Origin of the sequence: Mesorhizobium sp. M0991, assembly GCF_040318915.1 — a bacterium.
Classification (GTDB): Bacteria; Pseudomonadota; Alphaproteobacteria; order Rhizobiales; family Rhizobiaceae; genus Mesorhizobium.
The window spans coordinates 348,604-367,475 of the sequence record NZ_JAMYNE010000003.1 but is presented as its reverse complement, the minus strand read 5'-3'; the positions used below and the strand labels follow the sequence as shown (position 1 = coordinate 367,475).

Genomic DNA, 18,872 nt, shown 5'->3' with positions numbered 1-18,872 from the left:
TGATATAGTGCAGCAATCGTGACGACATTCCAAATGTTTGGGTGGAGCTGCTAATCTCCCCCCTTGAGGGGGAGATGGCCGGCAGGCCAGAGGGGGTCGCCGCGCGTGAGGCGCCAGCCTCCTCTGTTCGCGATTGGAGGTCGCGTCAGGACGTGCCGACCCCCTCTGTCGCCTTCGGCGACATCTCCCCCTCGAGGGGGGAGATTAGCAGCTACCCAAATTTCCCAGTCCTCGGGAATCCCTTCGGCACCATGCGTCCGGCCGAGGCTCGGGCACCGATCCATTCGATCAGCTCTTCACGCGACTTGACGAAGGTGCGGTCGGCCGAATCCTGCCAGGAGAGACCTGCCGCGAGCGTGAAGGTCTTGACGTCGAGGACACCGCCATCCTTGTACTTCTGCAGGCGCACGCCCTTGCCGCGCCCCATCTCCGGGATCTCGGCTAGCGGGAACACCAGCATCTTGCGGTTCTCGCCGACAATGGCGAGATGGTCGCCCGCGACGCTCACGCAGCGCTGGGCCTCGTCGGGCGCCTTGACGTTCATCACCTGCTTGCCCTTGCGGGTGTTGGCGACGACTTCTTCTTCCGGCACGATGAAACCGTTGCCGTCATGCGACACCAGCAGCAGCTTGCGCTTGGGATCATGGACGAAGGCGGTGACGATGTCCTGGTCGTTGTCCATGTCGACGATGATGCGGATCGGCTCGCCATGGCCACGCCCACCCGGAAGCCGGTCGGCGCCGATCGTGTAGAACTTGCCGCCGGTGGTGAAGACCAGCACCTTGTCGGTCGTCTGGGCGTGGAAGGCGAGCTTGAGGCTGTCGCCTTCCTTGAAGGTCAGGGCCGAATGGTCGGTCAGATGACCTTTCATGGCCCTCAGCCAGCCCTTTTCCGACACGACGACGGTGACCGGCTCGCGCTCGATCATGGCATGGGCGATATCGGTCAGGTCATGTTCGGGTGCATCTGCGAACTCGGTCCGGCGCTTGCCGATCTCGGTCTCGGGCCCGTATTTCTGGCGAACATTGGCGACTTCCCACTTGATCGTCGCCCACTGCTTGGCGTCGGACGCAAGCAGTGCCTCGATCTGCTTCTTCTCGCCGGTCAGGCCATTGAATTCCTCGCGGATTTCGAATTCCTCGAGCTTGCGCAGCGCTCTCAGCCGCATGTTGAGGATGGCTTCGGCCTGGGTGTCGGTGAGTGACCAGCGCGCCATCATCACTTGCTTGGGCTCGTCCTCCTCGCGGATGATCCTGATCACCTCGTCGATGTTGAGGTAGGCGATCAAATAGCCGGCGAGGATCTCCAGCCGCCTTTCGATCTCGCCGAGACGGTGCTTGGAGCGGCGGATCAGGACGTCGCGGCGGTGCTCCAGCCATTCCTTGAGCACGCCTTTCAGCGACAGCACGTTCGGCACCTTGCCGCGCGACAACACGTTCATGTTGAGCGGAAAGCGGCTTTCGAGCTCGGTCAGCTTGAACAGCGATTCCATCATGATGCCGGGATCGACCGAGCGGCTCTTCGGCACCAGCACAACGCGGATGTCCTCGGCGCTCTCGTCGCGGATATCCTCGAGCAGCGGCAGCTTGCGCGCCATCAAGAGCTCGGCGATCTTTTCGATCAGCCTGGCCTTCTGGACGCCGTAGGGGATTTCGGTGACGACTATGTTCCAGGTGCCCCTGCCCTGATCCTCCTGGTTCCATTTCGCCCTGACGCGAAAGCCGCCGCGGCCGGTTTCATAAGCTTCGAGGATCGAGGCGCGGCTGTCGACGATGATGCCGCCGGTCGGGAAATCCGGACCTTGTACGAAATCCATCAGCTTCGTCACCGGCGCATCCGGATGCTCGATCAGGTGGAGCGCGGCGTCGCAAAGCTCGGCCGCATTGTGCGGCGGGATCGAGGTCGCCATGCCGACGGCGATACCGGAAGAGCCGTTGGCGAGCAGGTTCGGGAAGGCGCCGGGCAGCACGGCGGGCTCCTCGTCTTCCTCGTTATAGGTCGGTCGGAAATCGACGGCGTCCTCGGTGATGCCTTCCAGCAGCAGCGTCGACACTTCGGTCATGCGCGCTTCGGTGTAGCGCATGGCGGCGGCGTTATCGCCGTCGATATTGCCGAAATTGCCCTGCCCGTCGACGAGCGGGTAGCGCATCGAAAAATCCTGCGCCAACCGCACCAACGCGTCGTAGATCGACTGGTCGCCATGCGGATGGAATTTGCCCATCACCTCGCCGACGATGCGGGCGCATTTGGCAAAGCCCTGGTCGGGGTTGAGTCGCAACAGGCGCATGGCATGCATAATGCGACGATGCACCGGCTTCAGCCCGTCGCGCACGTCCGGCAGTGCCCGGTGCATGATGGTCGACAGCGCGTAGGCGAGGTAGCGCTCTTCCAGCGCCTTCTTCAGATCGACCGGCTCGATATTGTCGCCGCCGCCACTCTCGGGCGGCAAAAGCCTTTTTCCCATGGGCTGGCACTAGCCGAGCGGGTGATTCGCGGCAAGAGGCACCGGTATGCGTCCTCCTAAAGCGCGTCGCGTTCGACCGGCCTCATGCGACGCTTTAGGTTTGTTTTGATGCATGTCGTAATCGCAAAACCGCTGCACACTTTTGCGCGACATCCATTATGAAACAGGAATTGGAAGCGTCACGACGCCGGCCAACATCAACCCGTTACATCCTGCTTCTATCGCAAGCCTGATGGATCGGGTTTGCCTTTGGCCGCGATTTTCGATCATTGTGCCGAGGCACGCCTTTTTCCGGTCCAGTTCGTCACCGAATGGTGACGACGCGACGATTCGAAAAGAATTTCAGGACACTCTCAGGGGAGCTCTCGATGACGATCAGACACTCGACACTTATTAAAAGACTGGCTTTTTCAACCTTTTTGCTGACGCTGCCGCTGAACGCGGCCCTAGCGCAGGATACCGCGGTCGCCGACCGGCTGAAGGCTGCCCTCGCCGCCCAAGGCGTCGACCTCTCCTGGACCGGAGTAACCGGCGACACCTCCAGCATGGTTCTGCAAGGCGTAGCGGTCAAGCCGGCGGCCGAAAAGGAGGCGCTCAAGATCGGCGACGTCAAGCTCGAAGGCGTGACCGAAGCCAATGGCGGCTATCAAATCGCGACCGTATCGACGTCGCCGTTCGAACACAGCGAAGATGGCGTCACGCTCAATCTCAGCCCCTTCGTCATCCACGACATGACGGTTCCGGCCGAAGGCGCAACCGGTCCGCTGGGCTCGCTGATGATGTACAAATCGGCCGAGCTCGACAACATGACAGTCAAAGTGGCTGACAAGACCGCTTTCTCGATGGACGGGCTTGCCATCGCAATCACGCCGCCGGCCGACGGCAAGGCCTTGGCGTTTTCCGGCACCACGGAAAAATTCGCTGCCGACCTGACACTGGTCGAAGATCCGAAGTCCAAGGAAGTCATCAACGCGCTCGGCTACCAGAACATATCAGGCAATCTTGAGATGGAAGGCACCTGGCAGCCTACCGACGGCAGGATGGACTTGTCGAAATACGAAATATCCGTCGACAATGCCGGCACGCTCGGCATGACCTTCGATCTCGGCGGCTACACGCTGGACGTCATCAAATCACTGCAGGAGATGCAGAAGAAGATGGCAGCGCAGCCCGAAGGCGCGGACAATTCCGCTCAAGGCATGGCCATGCTCGGGCTACTGCAGCAGCTTTCGTTCAACAGCGCCTCGATCCGCTTCGACGACGATTCGCTGACCAAAAAGGTGCTCGATTATGCCGGCAAGCAGCAAGGCATGTCCGGCAAGGACATCGCCAACCAGGCCAAGGCGATCGTGCCATTCGGCATGGCGCAGCTCAACAATCCGGAACTGACGGCGCAGGTTTCGGCCGCGGTCAACAAGTTCCTCGACGATCCGCAAAGCATCGAGGTCTCGGCCGAGCCGTCGGCAGCGGTGCCGTTCGCGCTGATCATGGCGGGCGCCATGTCCAACCCGCTCGACCTGCCGAAAACGCTCGGCGTGACGGTTACGGCGAACGAAGATTGATAGAGACAGGCTTCAAGCAAAAAGCCCGGCAGCGCTGCCGGGCTTTTTTATGAATCAATAGCACCCGGTTCGGAGCGTTTCCTAAACCTCTTTCTTCGTCGCCACCACGCGCAGCGACAATTCGCGAAGCTGCTGCGGGCTGGCTTCCGACGGCGCGTTCATCAACAGGTCGTAGGCCTGCTGGTTCATCGGAAACATGGTCACTTCGCGCAGGTTCCTTGCGCCGACCAGAAGCATGACGACACGGTCGATGCCGGCCGCCATGCCGCCATGCGGCGGGGCGCCATACTGGAAGGCGCGGTAAAGGCCGCCGAAGCGTTCCTCGACTGTTGCGCGGTCCAGCCCGACGGTTTCGAACGCCTTGACCATGGTTTCGGGCAGATGGTTGCGGATGCCGCCTGAGGCGATCTCGAAACCGTTGCAGACCATGTCGTACTGGAACGCCTTGATGCCGAGCAGATCCTCGCCGTTAAGCGCATCGATGCCACCTTGCGGCATCGAGAACGGATTGTGCGCGAAGTCGATCTTCTTCTCCTCCTCGTTCCATTCGAAGAACGGGAAGTCGACGATCCAGCACAATTCGAAGCGGTCGCGGTCGACAAGATTGAGCTCCTCGCCGGCGCGGCTGCGCGCCGCTCCCGCGAAGGAGACGAATTTCTTCGGGTCGCCGGCGACGAAGAAGGCGGCATCGCCATCGGCAAGGCCGAGTTGTTGGCGGATCGCCTCGGTGCGCTCCTCGCCGATGTTCTTGGCCAGCGGCCCGGCCCCTTCAAGCTTCTCGCCCTCCTTGCGCCAGAAGATGTAGCCCAGCCCTGGCTGGCCCTCGCCTTGCGCCCATGAGTTCATGCGGTCGCAGAAGGCGCGAGACCCGCCGGTTTTCGCTGGAATTGCCCAGACCTCGGCCTTCGGATCGTTGGCAAGGATGTTGGCGAATACCTTGAAGCCGGAATCGCGAAAATTATCCGAGACGGCCTGCATCTCGATCGGGTTGCGCAGATCCGGCTTGTCGGTGCCGTATTTGCGCATGGCGACATCATAGGCGATGCGCGGAAACTTCTGCGTCACCGGCTTGCCGGCGGCAAAGGTCTCGAACACCCCCCGCATCACCGGCTCCATGGTGGTGAACACGTCCTCCTGCTCGACGAAGCTCATCTCCACGTCGAGCTGATAGAATTCACCCGGCAGACGGTCGGCGCGCGGATCCTCGTCGCGGAAGCACGGCGCAATCTGGAAGTAGCGGTCGAAGCCGGACACCATGATCAGCTGCTTGTACTGCTGCGGTGCCTGCGGCAGCGCGTAGAACGTGCCGGGGTGAATGCGCGACGGCACCAGAAAGTCGCGCGCCCCTTCCGGCGACGAGGCGGTCAAGATCGGCGTCGAGAATTCGGTGAAGCCGACCTCGCCCATCAGCTTGCGCATCTCGGCGATGATTTTCGTCCGCGCGACGATATTCTTGTGCAGCGTGTCGCGGCGCAGATCGAGGAAGCGGTATTTGAGGCGGATGTCCTCCGGATAGTCCGGCTCGCCGAAGACCGGCAGTGGCAATTCCTTGGCCGCCGACAGCACCTCGATCTCGCGCGCAAAAATCTCGATCTCGCCGGTCGGCAAATTAGGGTTAACAGTGTCGGCGAGGCGCGCCTTGACCTCGCCGTCGACGCGGACGACCCATTCGCCGCGCAAGGTCTCGGCAATCTTGAAGGCCGGCGAATCCGGATCGGCGACGATCTGCGTCAGGCCGTAGTGGTCGCGCAAATCGATGAACAGCAAGCCGCCATGGTCGCGCACGCGATGCACCCAGCCCGACAGGCGAACGGAGGAACCGACGTCGGCCTTCCTCAACTGGGCACAGGTATGGCTGCGGTAACGATGCATTGTCATTCTTAAAGTCCGGATGTTGGGTTGCGGCCGAGGCATGATGGCCCAGCCTGAAAATTTGCGCGAAAAGCACATGAGAGGGTGCATTTGTCAAGGCAAGCGGCGCACGGGTCGATTTCGCGTTTCTTCCCGCCCCTGCCCCACCAGCATCAATTTATCCCAGAGGCCTCAATCCTAATTCGCTGCTCTGTGCGGCAGTTCAACTATCCACCTTATCCCTTGACCCCGCCCGCCGTGAGGCCGGAGACGATCTTGCGCTGGAAGATGAGGACGAGGATGACGAGCGGCACGGTGACGATCACCGATGCGGCCATGATGTTGCCCCACGGGATCTCGAACTGCGAGTTGCCGGAGAGCAGCGCGATCGCGACCGGCACGGTTCGCTGCTCGTTGCTGGAGGTAAACGTCAGAGCGAACAGGAACTCGTTCCACGCACCGATGAACGCGAGAAGCCCGGTGGTCGCCAGCGCCGGCCACATCAGCGGCAGGAAGACGCGGCTGATGATGATCCAGGGCGTGGCGCCATCGAGGATCGCCGCTTCCTCCAGCTCGATCGGCAGGTCGCGAACGAAGGCGGTGAGCACCCAGACGGTGAACGGCAAGGTGAAGATCATGTAGGACAAGATCAGCGCGAACGGCGAATTGTAGAGGCCGAAGGTGCGGATCAGCTCGAAAAGACCGGCAAGCACCGCCAATTGCGGGAACATCGAGACGGACAGGATAATGAGGAGCAGAGCCGAGCGGCCTCTGAAGCGGATGCGCGCCAGCGCATAGGCGGCGGTGACGCCGAGGAACAGCGAAATGACGACAACGGCGCTCGAGATGAACAGCGAGTTCACGAGGTTGCGCAGGAAGGTCCCCTCGGTGAAAACGGTCCGGTAATTGCTGAAGGTAATCGTCGTCGGCCAATAGTCGATCTGGAAGAGCGCCGTCCCCGATTTCAGGCTGGTGATGATGGCGTAGTAGAACGGGAACACCGCGACGACGACGATGACGGCGACGAGGAGGTAGAAAGCCGTGCGCTTGACGATCCACATGGTCAGTAGTCCCACATGATCAATAGTCCTTGTCCAGTCTTATCCGGCCGAGCCAGAGAACGAGCATGGTCAGCAGAGCTAGGATGAGGAAGAGCAGCGTCGAGGCGGCGGAACCGTAGGCGAACTTGTCGAACTCAAACAGGCTCTCGCGGGCAAACACCGACATCGACTTGGTGTGTATGTTGTTTGGCGTGAGCACGTAGATCAGATCGAAGATGCGCAAGGCATCGAGACCGCGAAAGATCATGGCCACCATCAACGCCGGTCGGATGAGCGGCAAGGTGATCTTCCAGAAAATTCTCCACGCGCCGACGCCGTCGAGCTTGGCGACCTCGTAGATTTCCTGTGGAAGCATCTGGAGACCGGCGAGAATGAGAAGCGCCATGAAAGGGGTCGCTTTCCAGATGTCGACAACGAGGACGGCGACCATCGCCGTGTCGGCGCTGGCCGCCCAGGCGATTTTTGTGCTGATCAGGCCAAGCTTGAGCAGGACGTCGTTGATGATGCCGAACTGGTCGTTGAGCATCCACTGCCACATTTTCGCCGAGACGATCGTCGGGACCGCCCAAGGGATGAGGATCGCGGCGCGCACGATGCCACGGCCGCGAAACTTGGTGTTGAGCACCAACGCGACGATCATGCCGAGCACCGTCTCGCAGGTCACCGAAATCACCGCGAAGCGCACCGTGTTCCAGACAGCGCGCCACCAGACCGGATCGGCGAGCAGCCCGTCATAGATGACGCGGCCGCTCGGCATTTGCAGGACGGAGAAATAGTTGGCGAAGCCAACCCAGCGGCGGGCTTCGAGGTCGGCGAGCGAGGCATCCGTGAACCCGAAATAGATCGTGCGCATCAACGGCCAGCCGGCAACGGCGGCAAGCACGATGAGCATCGGGGCAAGCAGCAGCCATGCCGAGCGCGCACGCTGACGCGCCAGCAGCGAGCCTGAGCGCGGCGAGGTCACCAGGCGGTGCCTTTGAGTCTGGTCAAGGAGAACTCCAGATCGGCAAGGTTGTCCGCAGCCGTGCCCTCGCCGGAAATGGTGTTGTGGACGGCGGTCCAGAACTCGCTCGATGCCTCATTGTACCTGCTCTTGGCCTGGGCCGAGGGACGCGGCACCGCGTTGAGGACGACTTCCTTCCAGCGCGGAATCACCGGCTGGGCGCTGGCGATGTCGGCATCGTCATAGAGTGCCTCGATGGTCGGCAGATATGCCCCCTTCAAGGCGCGGTACTTCTGCATCTGAGGCGAGGCGATCCATTTGACCAGCTCGATCGCTGCATCCGGGTTCTTCGAATATTTGGAAACCGCGAGATTCCAGCCGCCAAGCGTTGCTGCCGGGCGGGCGCCCTCACCCGACCCCGGCGGCAGCGTCGTCACCTCGAACTTGGCTTTGATGGGTGAGCTTTCGCTGTTGCCAAGCGCGTAGGCGTAGGGCCAGTTGCGCATGAAGACGGCGTTGCCGGTCTGCCAGACACCGCGCGACTCTTCTTCCTGGTAGGCCAGAACGCCGGGCGGTGAGATGGTTCCCACCCAGCTCCTCGCCATTTCCAGCGCCGCGGCTGCTTGCGGATTGTTGATGGAGATCGTGCCGTCCGGCTCGATAACCTGGCCGCCGCCGTTCGACTTCACCCATTCGAGTGCATCGCAGGTCAGCCCCTCGTAGGCGTTGCCCTGGAAAACGAAGCCCCACATGTCCTTGTTGCCGGCCTCGCGCTCCTTGTCCATGACACGCTTGGCGGTGTCGGCAAGCTCGGCCCAGCTGGCCGGCACCCTGGCGCCGTATTTGTCGAGGAGATCCTTGCGGTAGTAGAGCGCCGGAGCGTCGGTGAAGATCGGCAACGCGACGAGCTTGCCGTCCACGGTCTGCGATTTGATGATCGATGGGAAATGGGCGCCAACGACATCCTTGGTCGCTTCGGTCAGGTCGATGAACTGCCTTGCAAGCTGGGGGGCCCAGATGATGTCTGTTTGATAGACGTCGACGTCGCTGCTTCCGGCAGCGAGCCAGAGCCGGTATTGGCCAAACTGGTCCGTCGCCGAGGGCGGCAGCGGAACGACGCTAACCTTGTTGCCGGTCTTCTTCTCGTACTGATCGAGGATCTCGCGAAGGATTCTCTGGCCGTTGCCGGTGTCGCCGGACACCATCGCGAGGTCGACAGCCCGCGCCGGCCCGGCCGCCAGAACTGCGGCCACGGCAAATGCAGCAAATGCGGGATGAAATTTCATGATGGCGGACCTCCCTTTGGAGCTTCAGGCCGGGCAGCAGAAACGGACGTCGATGCCCGACACCGTCTCCGCACACCGGCAGCTCACAAGACGCGTATTCGCCCACCAGCACTGAACTACAAAGATACGCCTTGGTTCCCAACACGGAGCGTCGGGCGCCACGCGGCAGCGCAAGCTCCCACGTCGGTAGTGGACCTAAAGCGCGTCGCGTTCGATCGGCCTCATGCGACGCGCTTTAGGTTCTTGTTTTTATGCATGTCGTTATCGCAAAACCGCTGCACACTTTTGCGCGACATGCATTAAGGCCCCCCGGCTGGCCCCAACGCCACCGGGAATTGCCGCTGGCATTGGCGAAGGCGATGGTTCAAGAAGGATCAACGACAGGCATTCCTTCATGTCCTCCATCCGCCCGCTGATCCCGCTCCTGATCGCCGCCGGCATCCTGCTCGGCGGCAACGGCCTGCAGAGCACCTTGATTGCGCTGCGTGGTGCGCAGGAGGGTTTTCCCGCTTCCTCGATCGGCCTGATGGGCACGTTCTATTTCGCCGGCTTCCTGCTCGGCTGCCTTGCCGTGACCCGCATCATGAAGTCCGTTGGCCATGTGCGCGCCTTTTCGGCACTCGCGGCGATCGCCTCGGCGGGAACGCTGCTTCTGGTGCTGGTCATCGATCCGGTGATGTGGTGCGCCGTGCGCTTTGCCGGCGGGTTCTGCTTTGCCGGCCTGTTCACCATCATGGAAGCCTGGCTGAATTCCGGCGTCACCAACACCGACCGGGCGCGGGTGCTTGCCATCTACCGCATGGTCGACATCGGCTCGGTGACGGGCGCCCAGTTCCTGATCCCGATCTTCGGCGCCGGCGGCTTTGCCATCTTCGCCATCATGTCGATGATGATCACCGTTTCGCTGGTGCCGGTTTCGCTCGGCGACCGCTCCAATCCGACGCCGCCGGAAGACGTCAAGCTCGATTTGGCGCGCGTCTGGCGGATTTCACCGCTCGGCTGCTTCGGCTGCATCGCCGTCGGCGTCACAAACAGCGCCTTCCGCACCCTGTCGCCGGTCTATGCCGAGCAGATCGGCATGTCGGTCGCCGACGTCGTCACCTTTGTCAGCGTCGGCATTTTTGGCGGCGCCATCATCCAATACCCGCTTGGCTATCTCTCCGACCGCTGGGACCGGCGCTCGGTCCTGCTGATGACGACGTGCTGTGCGATGGTGGCGGCACTGGCGCTGGCGTTCGTGGCAGGCGGCAGTCCGTTCCTCAACTTCCTGCTCGTCTTCATCTTCGGCTGCTTCGCCATGCCGCTCTATTCGCTGTCGGCCGCGCATTCCAACGACCGCGCCGACAAGGGCGAGTTCGTGCTGATCAATGCAGCCTTGATGCTGTTTTATTCCTTTGGCGCCATCGGCGGGCCGTTCGCCGCCTCGACGGTGATGCAATTTTTCGGGCCGAGCGCGCTGTTCGTGTTCAGCGCCACCGTCTATGCGATCTTCGTGGCCGTCATCCTTTACCGGATGCAGGCGCGCTCCGCCGTGCCGGCCAGCCATCGCAGCCGTTTTACGGCGCTGTTGCGCACGTCTACGGTTTTTGCCCGGTTGGCGAAGCGGAATGCTGATCCCGATGAACCCGTAAAGCCCCGATAGAGGTGCTTGCGCTTGACGAAAGCGCGCGCGGCTGAAATTGAAAGAGACCCTATCCCTTGCCAAAAGCGATTTGATGCACGTCATCACCACCCAGAAAGAACTCGAGACCGTTATTGCCGCTTTCGAAAAGGCGGAGTTCGTCACCGTCGATACCGAATTCATTCGCGAAACGACCTTCTGGCCGATCCTGTGCCTGATCCAGATGGCAGCGCCCGGGGTGACGGCGCTGATTGATCCGCTGTCGCCCGACATCGACCTGAAACCGTTCTTCAGGCTGATGGCCAATGAGGCGATCGTCAAAGTCTTCCATGCGGCGCGGCAGGACATCGAAATCATTGTGCATCTCGGCGATCTGGTGCCGCATCCGGTGTTCGACACCCAGGTCGCGGCGATGGTCTGCGGCTTCGGCGACAGCGTCTCCTACGACCAGCTGGTGCAGCGCATCACCGGCGCGAGGCTCGACAAGTCCTCGCGCTTCACCGACTGGCGCCACCGTCCGCTGTCCGAAAAGCAGCTCGACTACGCGCTCGCCGACGTCACCCACCTGATCGAGGTCTACAAGCATCTCAGCGCCGAGCTGGTGCGGGAAAACCGCGCCCACTGGCTGAACGAGGAGATGGACGTGCTGACCTCGCGCGAGACCTACGATCCGCATCCCGAGGATGCCTGGAAGCGGCTCAAGATGCGGCTGCGCAAGCCGCAGGAACTGGCGATCGTCCAGGCGGTGGCCGCCTGGCGCGAACGCGAAGCGCGCGAGCGCGACGTGCCGCGCGGCCGGGTGCTCAAGGACGATGCGATCTACGAAGTAGCGCAGCAGGCGCCGCGCGACGCTGCGGCGCTGAGCAAGCTGCGCACCACGCCGAAGGGCTGGGAGCGCTCGTCGACGGCTACGGCACTGCTTGGAGCAGTAAACGCTGCGCTCGCCCTGCCCAGGGAAGAGATGCCGAAGCTGCCGAAGAGCTTCCAGCCGCCAGAGGGGTCGAGCGCCGCGGCGGAGTTGCTGAAGGTGCTGCTGCGGATCGTTGCCGAAAAGGAAGGCGTCGCATCCAAGGTACTCGCCTCCAGTGACGACATCGACCGCATCGCTGCCGAGGGCGAGGAAGCCGACGTGCCTGCATTGCAAGGTTGGCGGCGTGCCGTTTTCGGCGAGGCCGCGCTCAAGCTGGTGCGCGGCGAACTCGCCATCAGGTTCGACAAGCGCAAGATTGCAGTGTTCGATTTGTAGCCTTGAGCTTGCTCAGACCAAGCCGAGCAGATGCAGCGCCAGCCATATCCAGCCAAGTGCGAGAACTACCGCGCCCAGGTAGAATGCCCTGCTGCGCAGGAGTAGCCGATTGCTGGTCAAGTGGACCGATGCGTGAAGATAGCGGGAGACGACAAAGATCCACATCAGTGCCAAGGTCAGATAATTGACGCCATTGGTCACGTGCAGGGTCAAGCATAAGACGTAGAAGAGCACCGGCAGTTCGAACTGGTTACTCAGATTGTTGGCGACGCTGATGCTGGAACCAGGCTCCGTCGAGCGCGTCTTGAACTGGCCGGTCTTGGCTTCGCCCGATCTGACCGCACCATAACGGCGCCGGCCCATTACGAAATAGACGATATAGACCAGCAGCACCTGCGCCAGCATCGGCCAGAAGATCGCGGTCTGGTTCAAGACGCCCCCTGTCGTTGTCACCCAGCCTTCAAGGCCGTTTCTGAGCCATCAGAGTGAAAGCCGCAATGACGGTCACCGGTATCGCCAGTAGGGCGAATTTGGTGACGATCAGCGCCGAGGCGAAGGATAGCGAATCCGGATTGGCTGACAGGAAATCGGACAATAGACGAGCCACGGTGATGTTCTGGGCATAGTCGGCAAGCGTGTAGGGCAGCACCAGCACGGCTGCGAATATCGCCTGGGTTTGCGCAGGCAGTGCACGGAAGTTTTTCAGCCGCCTGCCCGTGGCCAGGATCAGGCTGACCATCGTCAGCGATAGCAGCGCCGGAAAAAGCAGGTCGAAGGTCAGGTAATGCCAGACGAGAATAATCTCGCTGCCGCGCCGGCCGAGGGCCGTTAGCCAGGCCATGCCCTCATCCGGAGTGAAACCGGCATAGCGCATGTCGAGCGACGGCAGACCGCCGCTCAATTGGCGAAAATAGAGGAACTCCATCGCCGTCATGATGATGAAAACCGCCACGGTGGCGACACACAGTGCGGCCGCGTGGCGCGACAGCCGCAGGATCATTGCCGCCAGATTGCGCCAAGACGCATGACGGTCAGGCTCCGCCAGGATAATTCGGGCTTTCGCGGGTAATCGTGACGTCATGGGCGTGGCTTTCACGAAGTCCGGCATTGGATATCCGCACAAAAGTGGCGCGCTCGCGGAAATCGGCAAGGTCGCGGCCACCGACATAACCCATAGCGGCTTTCAGGCCGCCTGCAAGCTGGTGCAGCACGCCAGACACAGGTCCTTTGTACGGCACCTGCCCTTCGATGCCTTCCGGGACCAGTTTCAGCGTGTCGCGCACCTCGGCCTGGAAGTAGCGATCGGCGGAGCCGCGCGCCATCGCGCCGACCGAGCCCATGCCGCGATAGGCTTTGAAGGAGCGGCCCTGATGCAGATAGACCTCGCCCGGGCTCTCGTCGGTGCCGGCCAGCAGCGAACCGATCATCGCCGCGCTGGCCCCGGCGGCCAGCGCCTTGGCGAGATCGCCCGAATATTTGATGCCGCCATCGGCAATGACCGAGACGCCCGATTTCTGCGCCGTCTCGACCGCCGACATGATCGCCGAGAGCTGCGGCACGCCGACGCCGGCGACGATGCGGGTGGTGCAGATGGAACCCGGCCCGATGCCGACCTTGACTGCGTCGGCGCCGGCATCGATCAGCGCCAGCGTGCCTTCTGACGTGGCGACGTTGCCGGCCAGGATGCGAACCGAGTTGGAGAGTTTTTTGGCCCGCGTCACCGCATCCAGGACGCGCTGCGAATGACCGTGCGCGGTGTCGATCACCAGAAGGTCGACGCCGGCGTCGATGAGGCGCTCGGCCCGTTCGAAACCGTCATCGCCGACGCTGGTGGCGGCGGCGGCCCGCAAGCGTCCCTGCGCATCCTTGGTGGCGTGCGGGTTGAGCTGCGACTTCTCGATGTCCTTGACCGTGATCAGCCCAACGCAATTGCCGTCCCGGTCGACCACAACAAGCTTCTCGATGCGGTGCTGATGGAGCAGTCGCTTGGCCTCGTCCTGATCGACGTTCTCCTTGACCGTGATCAGGTTCTCGCGGGTCATCAGCTCATAGACCTTTTGCGCCGGGTCGGAGGCGAAGCGGACGTCGCGGTTGGTCAGGATGCCGACCAGCCGGCCCACCGTGTGGCCGCCGCTGCCGCCGTTCTCGACCACCGGAATGCCCGAGATGCTGTAGGTGCGCATCAGACCCAGCGCATCTGCAAGCGTCGCCTCGGGACCGATGGTGACGGGGTTGACCACCATGCCGGATTCGAATTTCTTCACTTGCCGCACCTGCTCGGCCTGTTCGGCCGGCGAGAAATTGCGGTGGATGACGCCGATGCCGCCGGCCTGGGCCATGGCGATGGCAAGCCTTGCCTCGGTGACCGTGTCCATGGCGGCCGACAGGATCGGCACGTTGAGGTCGATGTCGCCGGCGATGCGGGTGCGGATGTCGGTCTCGCCGGGCATGACCTCGGAATGACCCGGCTGCAGCAGCACGTCGTCAAAAGTCAGCGCCAATGCGCCGGTGGACGTCTCGATGATTTTTGCCATGGCCAGCCCTCGGAATGCAGGAAAGGCGCTCGCCCTGATGGACAGCGCCGACTCGTCTTCTTCCCTTTCAGGATTGGCGCTGGCTCGTAACACGTCCCGTCGCCGTTGAAAAGCCGATGGTTGTGTAGTGGCAAAGCTGCATTTGCCCCAGGTGCTGCAAGACTTGCGGTCGCACAAACGTGACAGCAATTTAATGCGACATCCGGGCCAAGGCATGATAACCGCCCTACGTGTCGGTTTGGCCCTCAAGGCCGGCAAGCAAGCGGCGACGCACATTTCAAGGCCGGATCCATCGTGAACCGCACCATTCCGCTTATTCTGGCGGTCGCTCTATTCATGGAGAACATGGATTCGACCGTCATTGCGACATCGTTGCCGACGATCGCCATCGACATCCACACCAGCCCGATCGCGCTCAAGCTGGCGCTGACCGCCTATCTGGTATCGCTGGCGATCTTCATTCCGATCAGCGGCTGGATGGCCGACCGCTTTGGCGCCAAGAATGTCTTCCGTGCCGCGATCGCCGTGTTCATCGCCGGTTCGGTCGCGTGCGCCATGTCCAATTCGCTGCCGGCTTTCGTGGTGTCACGCTTCCTGCAAGGCATTGGCGGCGCCATGATGACGCCGGTCGGACGCCTGGTGCTGGTACGCGCGACGCCGAAAAGCGAACTCGTCGCCGCCATGTCATGGCTGACCGTCCCGGCTCTGGTCGGCCCGCTGGTCGGCCCGCCGGTCGGCGGCTTCATCACGACCTATTTTTCCTGGCACTGGATTTTTCTGATCAACGTGCCGATCGGGCTGATCGGCATCTGGCTGGCCACGCGTTTCCTGCCAAAGACCGACCCTGCCGAGACACCGCCACTCGATTTCATCGGTTTTGTGCTGAGCGGGCTGGCGGCATCGGGCATTGTGTTCGGCCTGTCGGTGGTCAGCCTGCCGGCTCTGCCGCCCGCTGCCGGCTTTTTCACCGTAGCCGTCGGGCTGGCGTCGGCGGTGCTTTATCTGCTGCACGCGCGCCGCGCCAAGAATCCGCTGCTGGCGCTCGAGCTGTTTCGCAATCGGGTGTTCCGCTCGTCGGTGCTCGGCGGCGGATTGTTCCGCATTGGCATTGGTGCCGTACCTTTCCTGTTGCCGCTGATGTTCCAGATCGGTTTCGGGCTGACGCCGTTCCAGTCCGGCATGATCACCTTTGTCTCGGCGATCGGCGCCATAGGCATGAAATTCGTCACCGCGCTGATCTTCAGGGTCGCCGGCTTCCGCCGTGTGCTGATTTCAGGCTCGCTCATCGCTGCCGCGTCCATCGCCATCAACGGCCTGTTCACACCCGATACGCCCTATGGGCTGATCCTCGCCATGCTGCTCGCCGGGGGCTTCATCCGCTCGATGTTCTTCACCGGCATCAATGCGCTTGCCTACGCCGAGATTTCGGCCGCCGACACCAGCAAGGCGACGCCGATCACGGCGGTGTTCCAGCAGTTGGCGATCGCGCTCGGCGTGGCGCTGGCCGGCGGCATCCTGGAAGTGTCGACCAAGATCCATGGCGGCCCACTGACGCTGAGCGACTTCCACACCGCCTTCTTCATCGTGGCGGCGGTGTCGGCGGCGGCCTCGCTGTCGTTCATGCGGCTGGCGCCGGACGCCGGCAATGCCGTGTCGGGACATGGCCGACTGACGCCGCCGAAGACCCTGGAGCCGGTGAGCCCGCCGGGGAGTTGAGGGGGCGGAGCGGTACAGAACGGAGCAATGCAGAACCGTAGCGATCCTTCCCACCCCCCTCTGTCCTACCGGACATCTCCCCCGCAAGGGGGGAGATCGGTTGTGCTACCGCTTTCGCCAATGTTCAACGTTGCAGGATTAGACGGCGCGCCGAAGCTGCCAATCTCCCCCCTCGTGGGGGAGATGTCCGGCAGGACAGAGGGGGGTGCTGTCCCTCCAGCGTCAACAAGCTGAGGCAGCTTAACCCTTAAAATCCTTCGCCAACAAATAGAGCTCCACCGACTCATCGCGCGAGGCCGGCGGCTTGACGTGATGGACCGAGCGGAAATTCCGCTTCAGCCTGGCCAGCAATTCGTTCTCGGCGCCGCCCTGAAACGTCTTGGCGAGGAAATGTCCGCCCGGCTTCAATACCGACAGCGCGAAATCGGCCGCCACCTCGCACAAATGCATGGTGCGGATGTGGTCGGTCCGCTTGTGGCCGGTGGTGGGTGCGGCCATGTCGGAGAGCACGATGTCCGGCGGCCCGCCCAGCGTCTCGGCCAGCTTCTGCGGCGCCTGGGGATCGAGGAAATCCATCAGCAGCACCGGCGCGCCCGGCACCGCGTCCATCTCGAGGTAATCGATGCCGACGACGTTCGGGTGTTCCGCCGTAGATTTCGTACGTGCGGCGGCGACCTGGCACCAGCCGCCGGGTGCCGCACCAAGGTCAATCACCTTCATGCCGGGCTTGAGCAAATGGTGCTTGTCGTCGATCTCGATCAGCTTATAGGCGGCGCGCGAGCGATAGCCATCGGCCTTCGAGCGCTGGACATAGGGATCGTTGATGTGGCGCTGCAGCCAGCGGCGCGACGATTCCTTCAGCCCGCTTTTCTTCTTGATCTTCGTCTTCAGCACGCGAATGCCGGCCGAACTCGGTCTTTCCGGTTTCTTCGTCATTGCCGGCCACGCCCACTGTTGCGCCAGACGCCGTCATCGGCCATCAATTCGCTCAATATTCCCTCGCGCAGGCCACGGTCGGCGACACGCAGCCGCTCCGACGGCCAGACGGCGCGGATCGCCTCCAATATGGCGCAGCCGGCCAGAACCAGGTCGGCGCGGTCGGCGCCGATGCAAGGGTTGGCGACGCGCTGTTGGAAATCCCAGCCGACCAGTTTTTCGACCATGCGATCAACGCTGTCGCGATTCATCCACAGCCCGTCGACGCGGCGGCGGTCGTAGCGTTCGAGATCGAGGTGGACGCCGGCCAGCGTCGTCACCGTGCCCGACGTGCCGAGCAAATGGAATTTCGGGCTGGACAGGAGGTGGCTCAGCCGGTCGCGCCCGTCGAAGGCGCGCAGCCGCATTGCGACATCCTCGACCATGGCGCCAAAGATCTCGCGCGTCACCGCGCGGCCGCCGAAACGCTCCGCCAGCGAGACGACGCCGACCGGCAGCGAGGTCCACGACACGATATGGTTGGCAAGCCTTGGCGAGCGCTGACCGGTGAGGTCGATCAGCGCGATTTCGGACGAGCCGCCGCCGATGTCGAACAGCACGACGCCTTGCGTGTCGCGCTCGACCAGCGAGCCGCAGCCCGACACAGCCAGCCGCGCCTCGGTCTGGCGGTCGATGATTTCGAGCTTCAGGCCGGCCTCGCGCTCGACGCGCTCGAGGAACTCGACGCCGTTGGCGGCGGTGCGGCAGGCCTCGGTTGCGATCAGCCTGGCCTTCCTGACCTTGCGGTTACGCAATTTGTCACCGCAGATCTTCAGCGCCTCGACAGCGCGGTCCATTGCAGCCTCGCCGAGCCGGCCATTGGCGGTAAGGCCCTCGCCCAGCCTGACGATGCGCGAGAAGGCATCGATGACGCGGAACTGGCCATGACGCGTCGGCACCGCGACCAGCAGGCGACAATTGTTGGTGCCGAGATCTAGCGCGGCAAAGACCGGCAATTCCTGCAGCGGCGGCGGCGTGCGGGCACCTTGCCCCGGCCTTGGCGAGGCTGGAGGCAATTGCGCGATTGAAGCCGATTGCGCGATCGAGGACTGGGGCGCGATCGAAGCCGCTGGCTGGGGCTGGCGAGCGGCCGGGGCATCGCCGGCGGCTGGCACCGAAGTGCCTGATATCACCGGACGAGCCTCGTCGCGTGCGAAAACCTTGCGCCCGCGCCGCCGCTTGCGCCGCTTCTTGGGTTTGCCGTTCTGATGAGGGCCGTTCTGACCCTTGTGATCGTGGGACGTGTCGCCAGCCTGTCCATTGCCGGACCGGGGCTGCGCCTGACGGCCGTAGCGTCCGGCGGATGGGCTTGCCTGGCCGGGCGGCGGCGAACCCCTGGACACGCCCACTTCCGGCGCGCCAGCGCCGGCGTCGTGGTCTTCCACTGTCGTTCCTTCCGGCGCCGCGCGAACCGAGACCGGACGCAGCAGGCGCTTTTACATGTTCAAGTTGCGGCCAGACTATCAGCGCCGGGCCGGATCACCAAGAGTGCTCGCGGCGAATTTTGCCGGCGGCGTTGTCTCGCCCCTGCCCTCGGCGGATGATGGCGCGCCTTCCCGGTTGAATAGCCGGCTTCAATGAGGCATTTCTGAAATGAACCATTCGGGAGCGCC

General features: G+C 62.8%; 14 protein-coding genes. 4 read left to right on the top strand and 10 right to left on the bottom strand.

Translation table 11 applies throughout. The features are described from left to right. Window positions 1-211: 211 nt before the first annotated feature. Window positions 212-2,464 (bottom strand): DNA topoisomerase IV subunit A, encoded by a 2,253-nt coding sequence (gene parC, locus NKH70_RS07545; protein ID WP_352714878.1) that lies wholly within the window; start codon window positions 2,462-2,464, stop codon window positions 212-214. 368 nt (window positions 2,465-2,832) lie between these two features. On the opposite strand from parC, the gene NKH70_RS07540 reads away from it, so the two are divergent. Then, complete coding sequence (locus NKH70_RS07540) at window positions 2,833-4,026, top strand: aq_1923 C-terminal domain (protein WP_352714880.1); 1,194 nt, start codon at window positions 2,833-2,835, stop codon at window positions 4,024-4,026. Between the two features lie 81 nt (window positions 4,027-4,107). Here NKH70_RS07540 and aspS read toward each other — a convergent pair whose 3' ends face one another. The 4 genes from aspS to NKH70_RS07520 all read right to left on the bottom strand — a co-directional run bounded on the left by aspS (window position 4,108) and on the right by NKH70_RS07520 (window position 9,167). Further along, window positions 4,108-5,898, bottom strand: a complete 1,791-nt coding sequence (gene aspS / locus NKH70_RS07535; protein WP_352715234.1) for an aspartate--tRNA ligase — start codon at window positions 5,896-5,898, stop codon at window positions 4,108-4,110. A gap of 215 nt (window positions 5,899-6,113) precedes the next feature. Next, the gene (locus NKH70_RS07530; RefSeq protein ID WP_352715235.1) at window positions 6,114-6,938 is read right to left on the bottom strand and encodes a carbohydrate ABC transporter permease; all 825 of its coding nucleotides are present in this window, start codon (window positions 6,936-6,938) and stop codon (window positions 6,114-6,116) included. A gap of 19 nt (window positions 6,939-6,957) precedes the next feature. Beyond that, entirely contained in the window at window positions 6,958-7,830 is an 873-nt protein-coding gene (locus tag NKH70_RS07525) for a carbohydrate ABC transporter permease (protein WP_353025041.1), read from the bottom strand. Between the two features lie 68 nt (window positions 7,831-7,898). Further along, a complete protein-coding gene (locus NKH70_RS07520; protein ID WP_352977383.1) occupies window positions 7,899-9,167 on the bottom strand; it encodes an ABC transporter substrate-binding protein in 1,269 nt (422 codons plus the stop codon). A 394-nt stretch (window positions 9,168-9,561) separates the two neighbouring features. Here NKH70_RS07520 and NKH70_RS07515 point away from each other — a divergent pair, with 394 nt between their 5' ends. Then, a complete protein-coding gene (locus NKH70_RS07515) occupies window positions 9,562-10,809 on the top strand; it encodes an MFS transporter (protein WP_352714884.1) in 1,248 nt (415 codons plus the stop codon). A gap of 73 nt (window positions 10,810-10,882) precedes the next feature. Beyond that, window positions 10,883-12,034 (top strand): ribonuclease D, encoded by a 1,152-nt coding sequence (gene rnd, locus NKH70_RS07510; protein ID WP_352506534.1) that lies wholly within the window; start codon window positions 10,883-10,885, stop codon window positions 12,032-12,034. 12 nt (window positions 12,035-12,046) lie between these two features. On the opposite strand, the gene NKH70_RS07505 is transcribed toward rnd, so the two are convergent. Genes NKH70_RS07505 through guaB form a run of 3 tightly spaced genes read right to left on the bottom strand, consistent with a single transcriptional unit; the run spans window position 12,047 to window position 14,568 of the window. Continuing rightward, complete coding sequence (locus NKH70_RS07505) at window positions 12,047-12,466, bottom strand: MAPEG family protein (protein WP_352910905.1); 420 nt, start codon at window positions 12,464-12,466, stop codon at window positions 12,047-12,049. A 28-nt stretch (window positions 12,467-12,494) separates the two neighbouring features. Beyond that, entirely contained in the window at window positions 12,495-13,034 is a 540-nt protein-coding gene (locus NKH70_RS07500; RefSeq protein WP_352977382.1) for a hypothetical protein, read from the bottom strand. A gap of 31 nt (window positions 13,035-13,065) precedes the next feature. Further along, entirely contained in the window at window positions 13,066-14,568 is a 1,503-nt protein-coding gene (gene guaB / locus NKH70_RS07495) for an IMP dehydrogenase (protein WP_352714887.1), read from the bottom strand. Window positions 14,569-14,862: 294 nt separating this feature from the next. Here guaB and NKH70_RS07490 point away from each other — a divergent pair, with 294 nt between their 5' ends. Then, window positions 14,863-16,284 carry an MFS transporter gene (locus NKH70_RS07490; protein ID WP_352977381.1) on the top strand — a complete coding sequence of 474 codons (1,422 nt, stop codon included), beginning with the start codon at window positions 14,863-14,865 and terminating at the stop codon, window positions 16,282-16,284. Window positions 16,285-16,524: 240 nt separating this feature from the next. Here NKH70_RS07490 and NKH70_RS07485 read toward each other — a convergent pair whose 3' ends face one another. Next, on the bottom strand, window positions 16,525-17,220 hold the full coding sequence (locus NKH70_RS07485; protein ID WP_352714891.1) for an RlmE family RNA methyltransferase: 696 nt from the start codon (window positions 17,218-17,220) through the stop codon (window positions 16,525-16,527). After that, window positions 17,217-18,644: a Ppx/GppA phosphatase family protein gene (locus NKH70_RS07480; protein ID WP_352714893.1), complete on the bottom strand. Its 1,428-nt coding sequence runs from the start codon at window positions 18,642-18,644 to the stop codon at window positions 17,217-17,219. The genes NKH70_RS07485 and NKH70_RS07480 overlap by 4 nt, the downstream gene beginning before the upstream one ends. Window positions 18,645-18,872 lie beyond the last annotated feature (228 nt).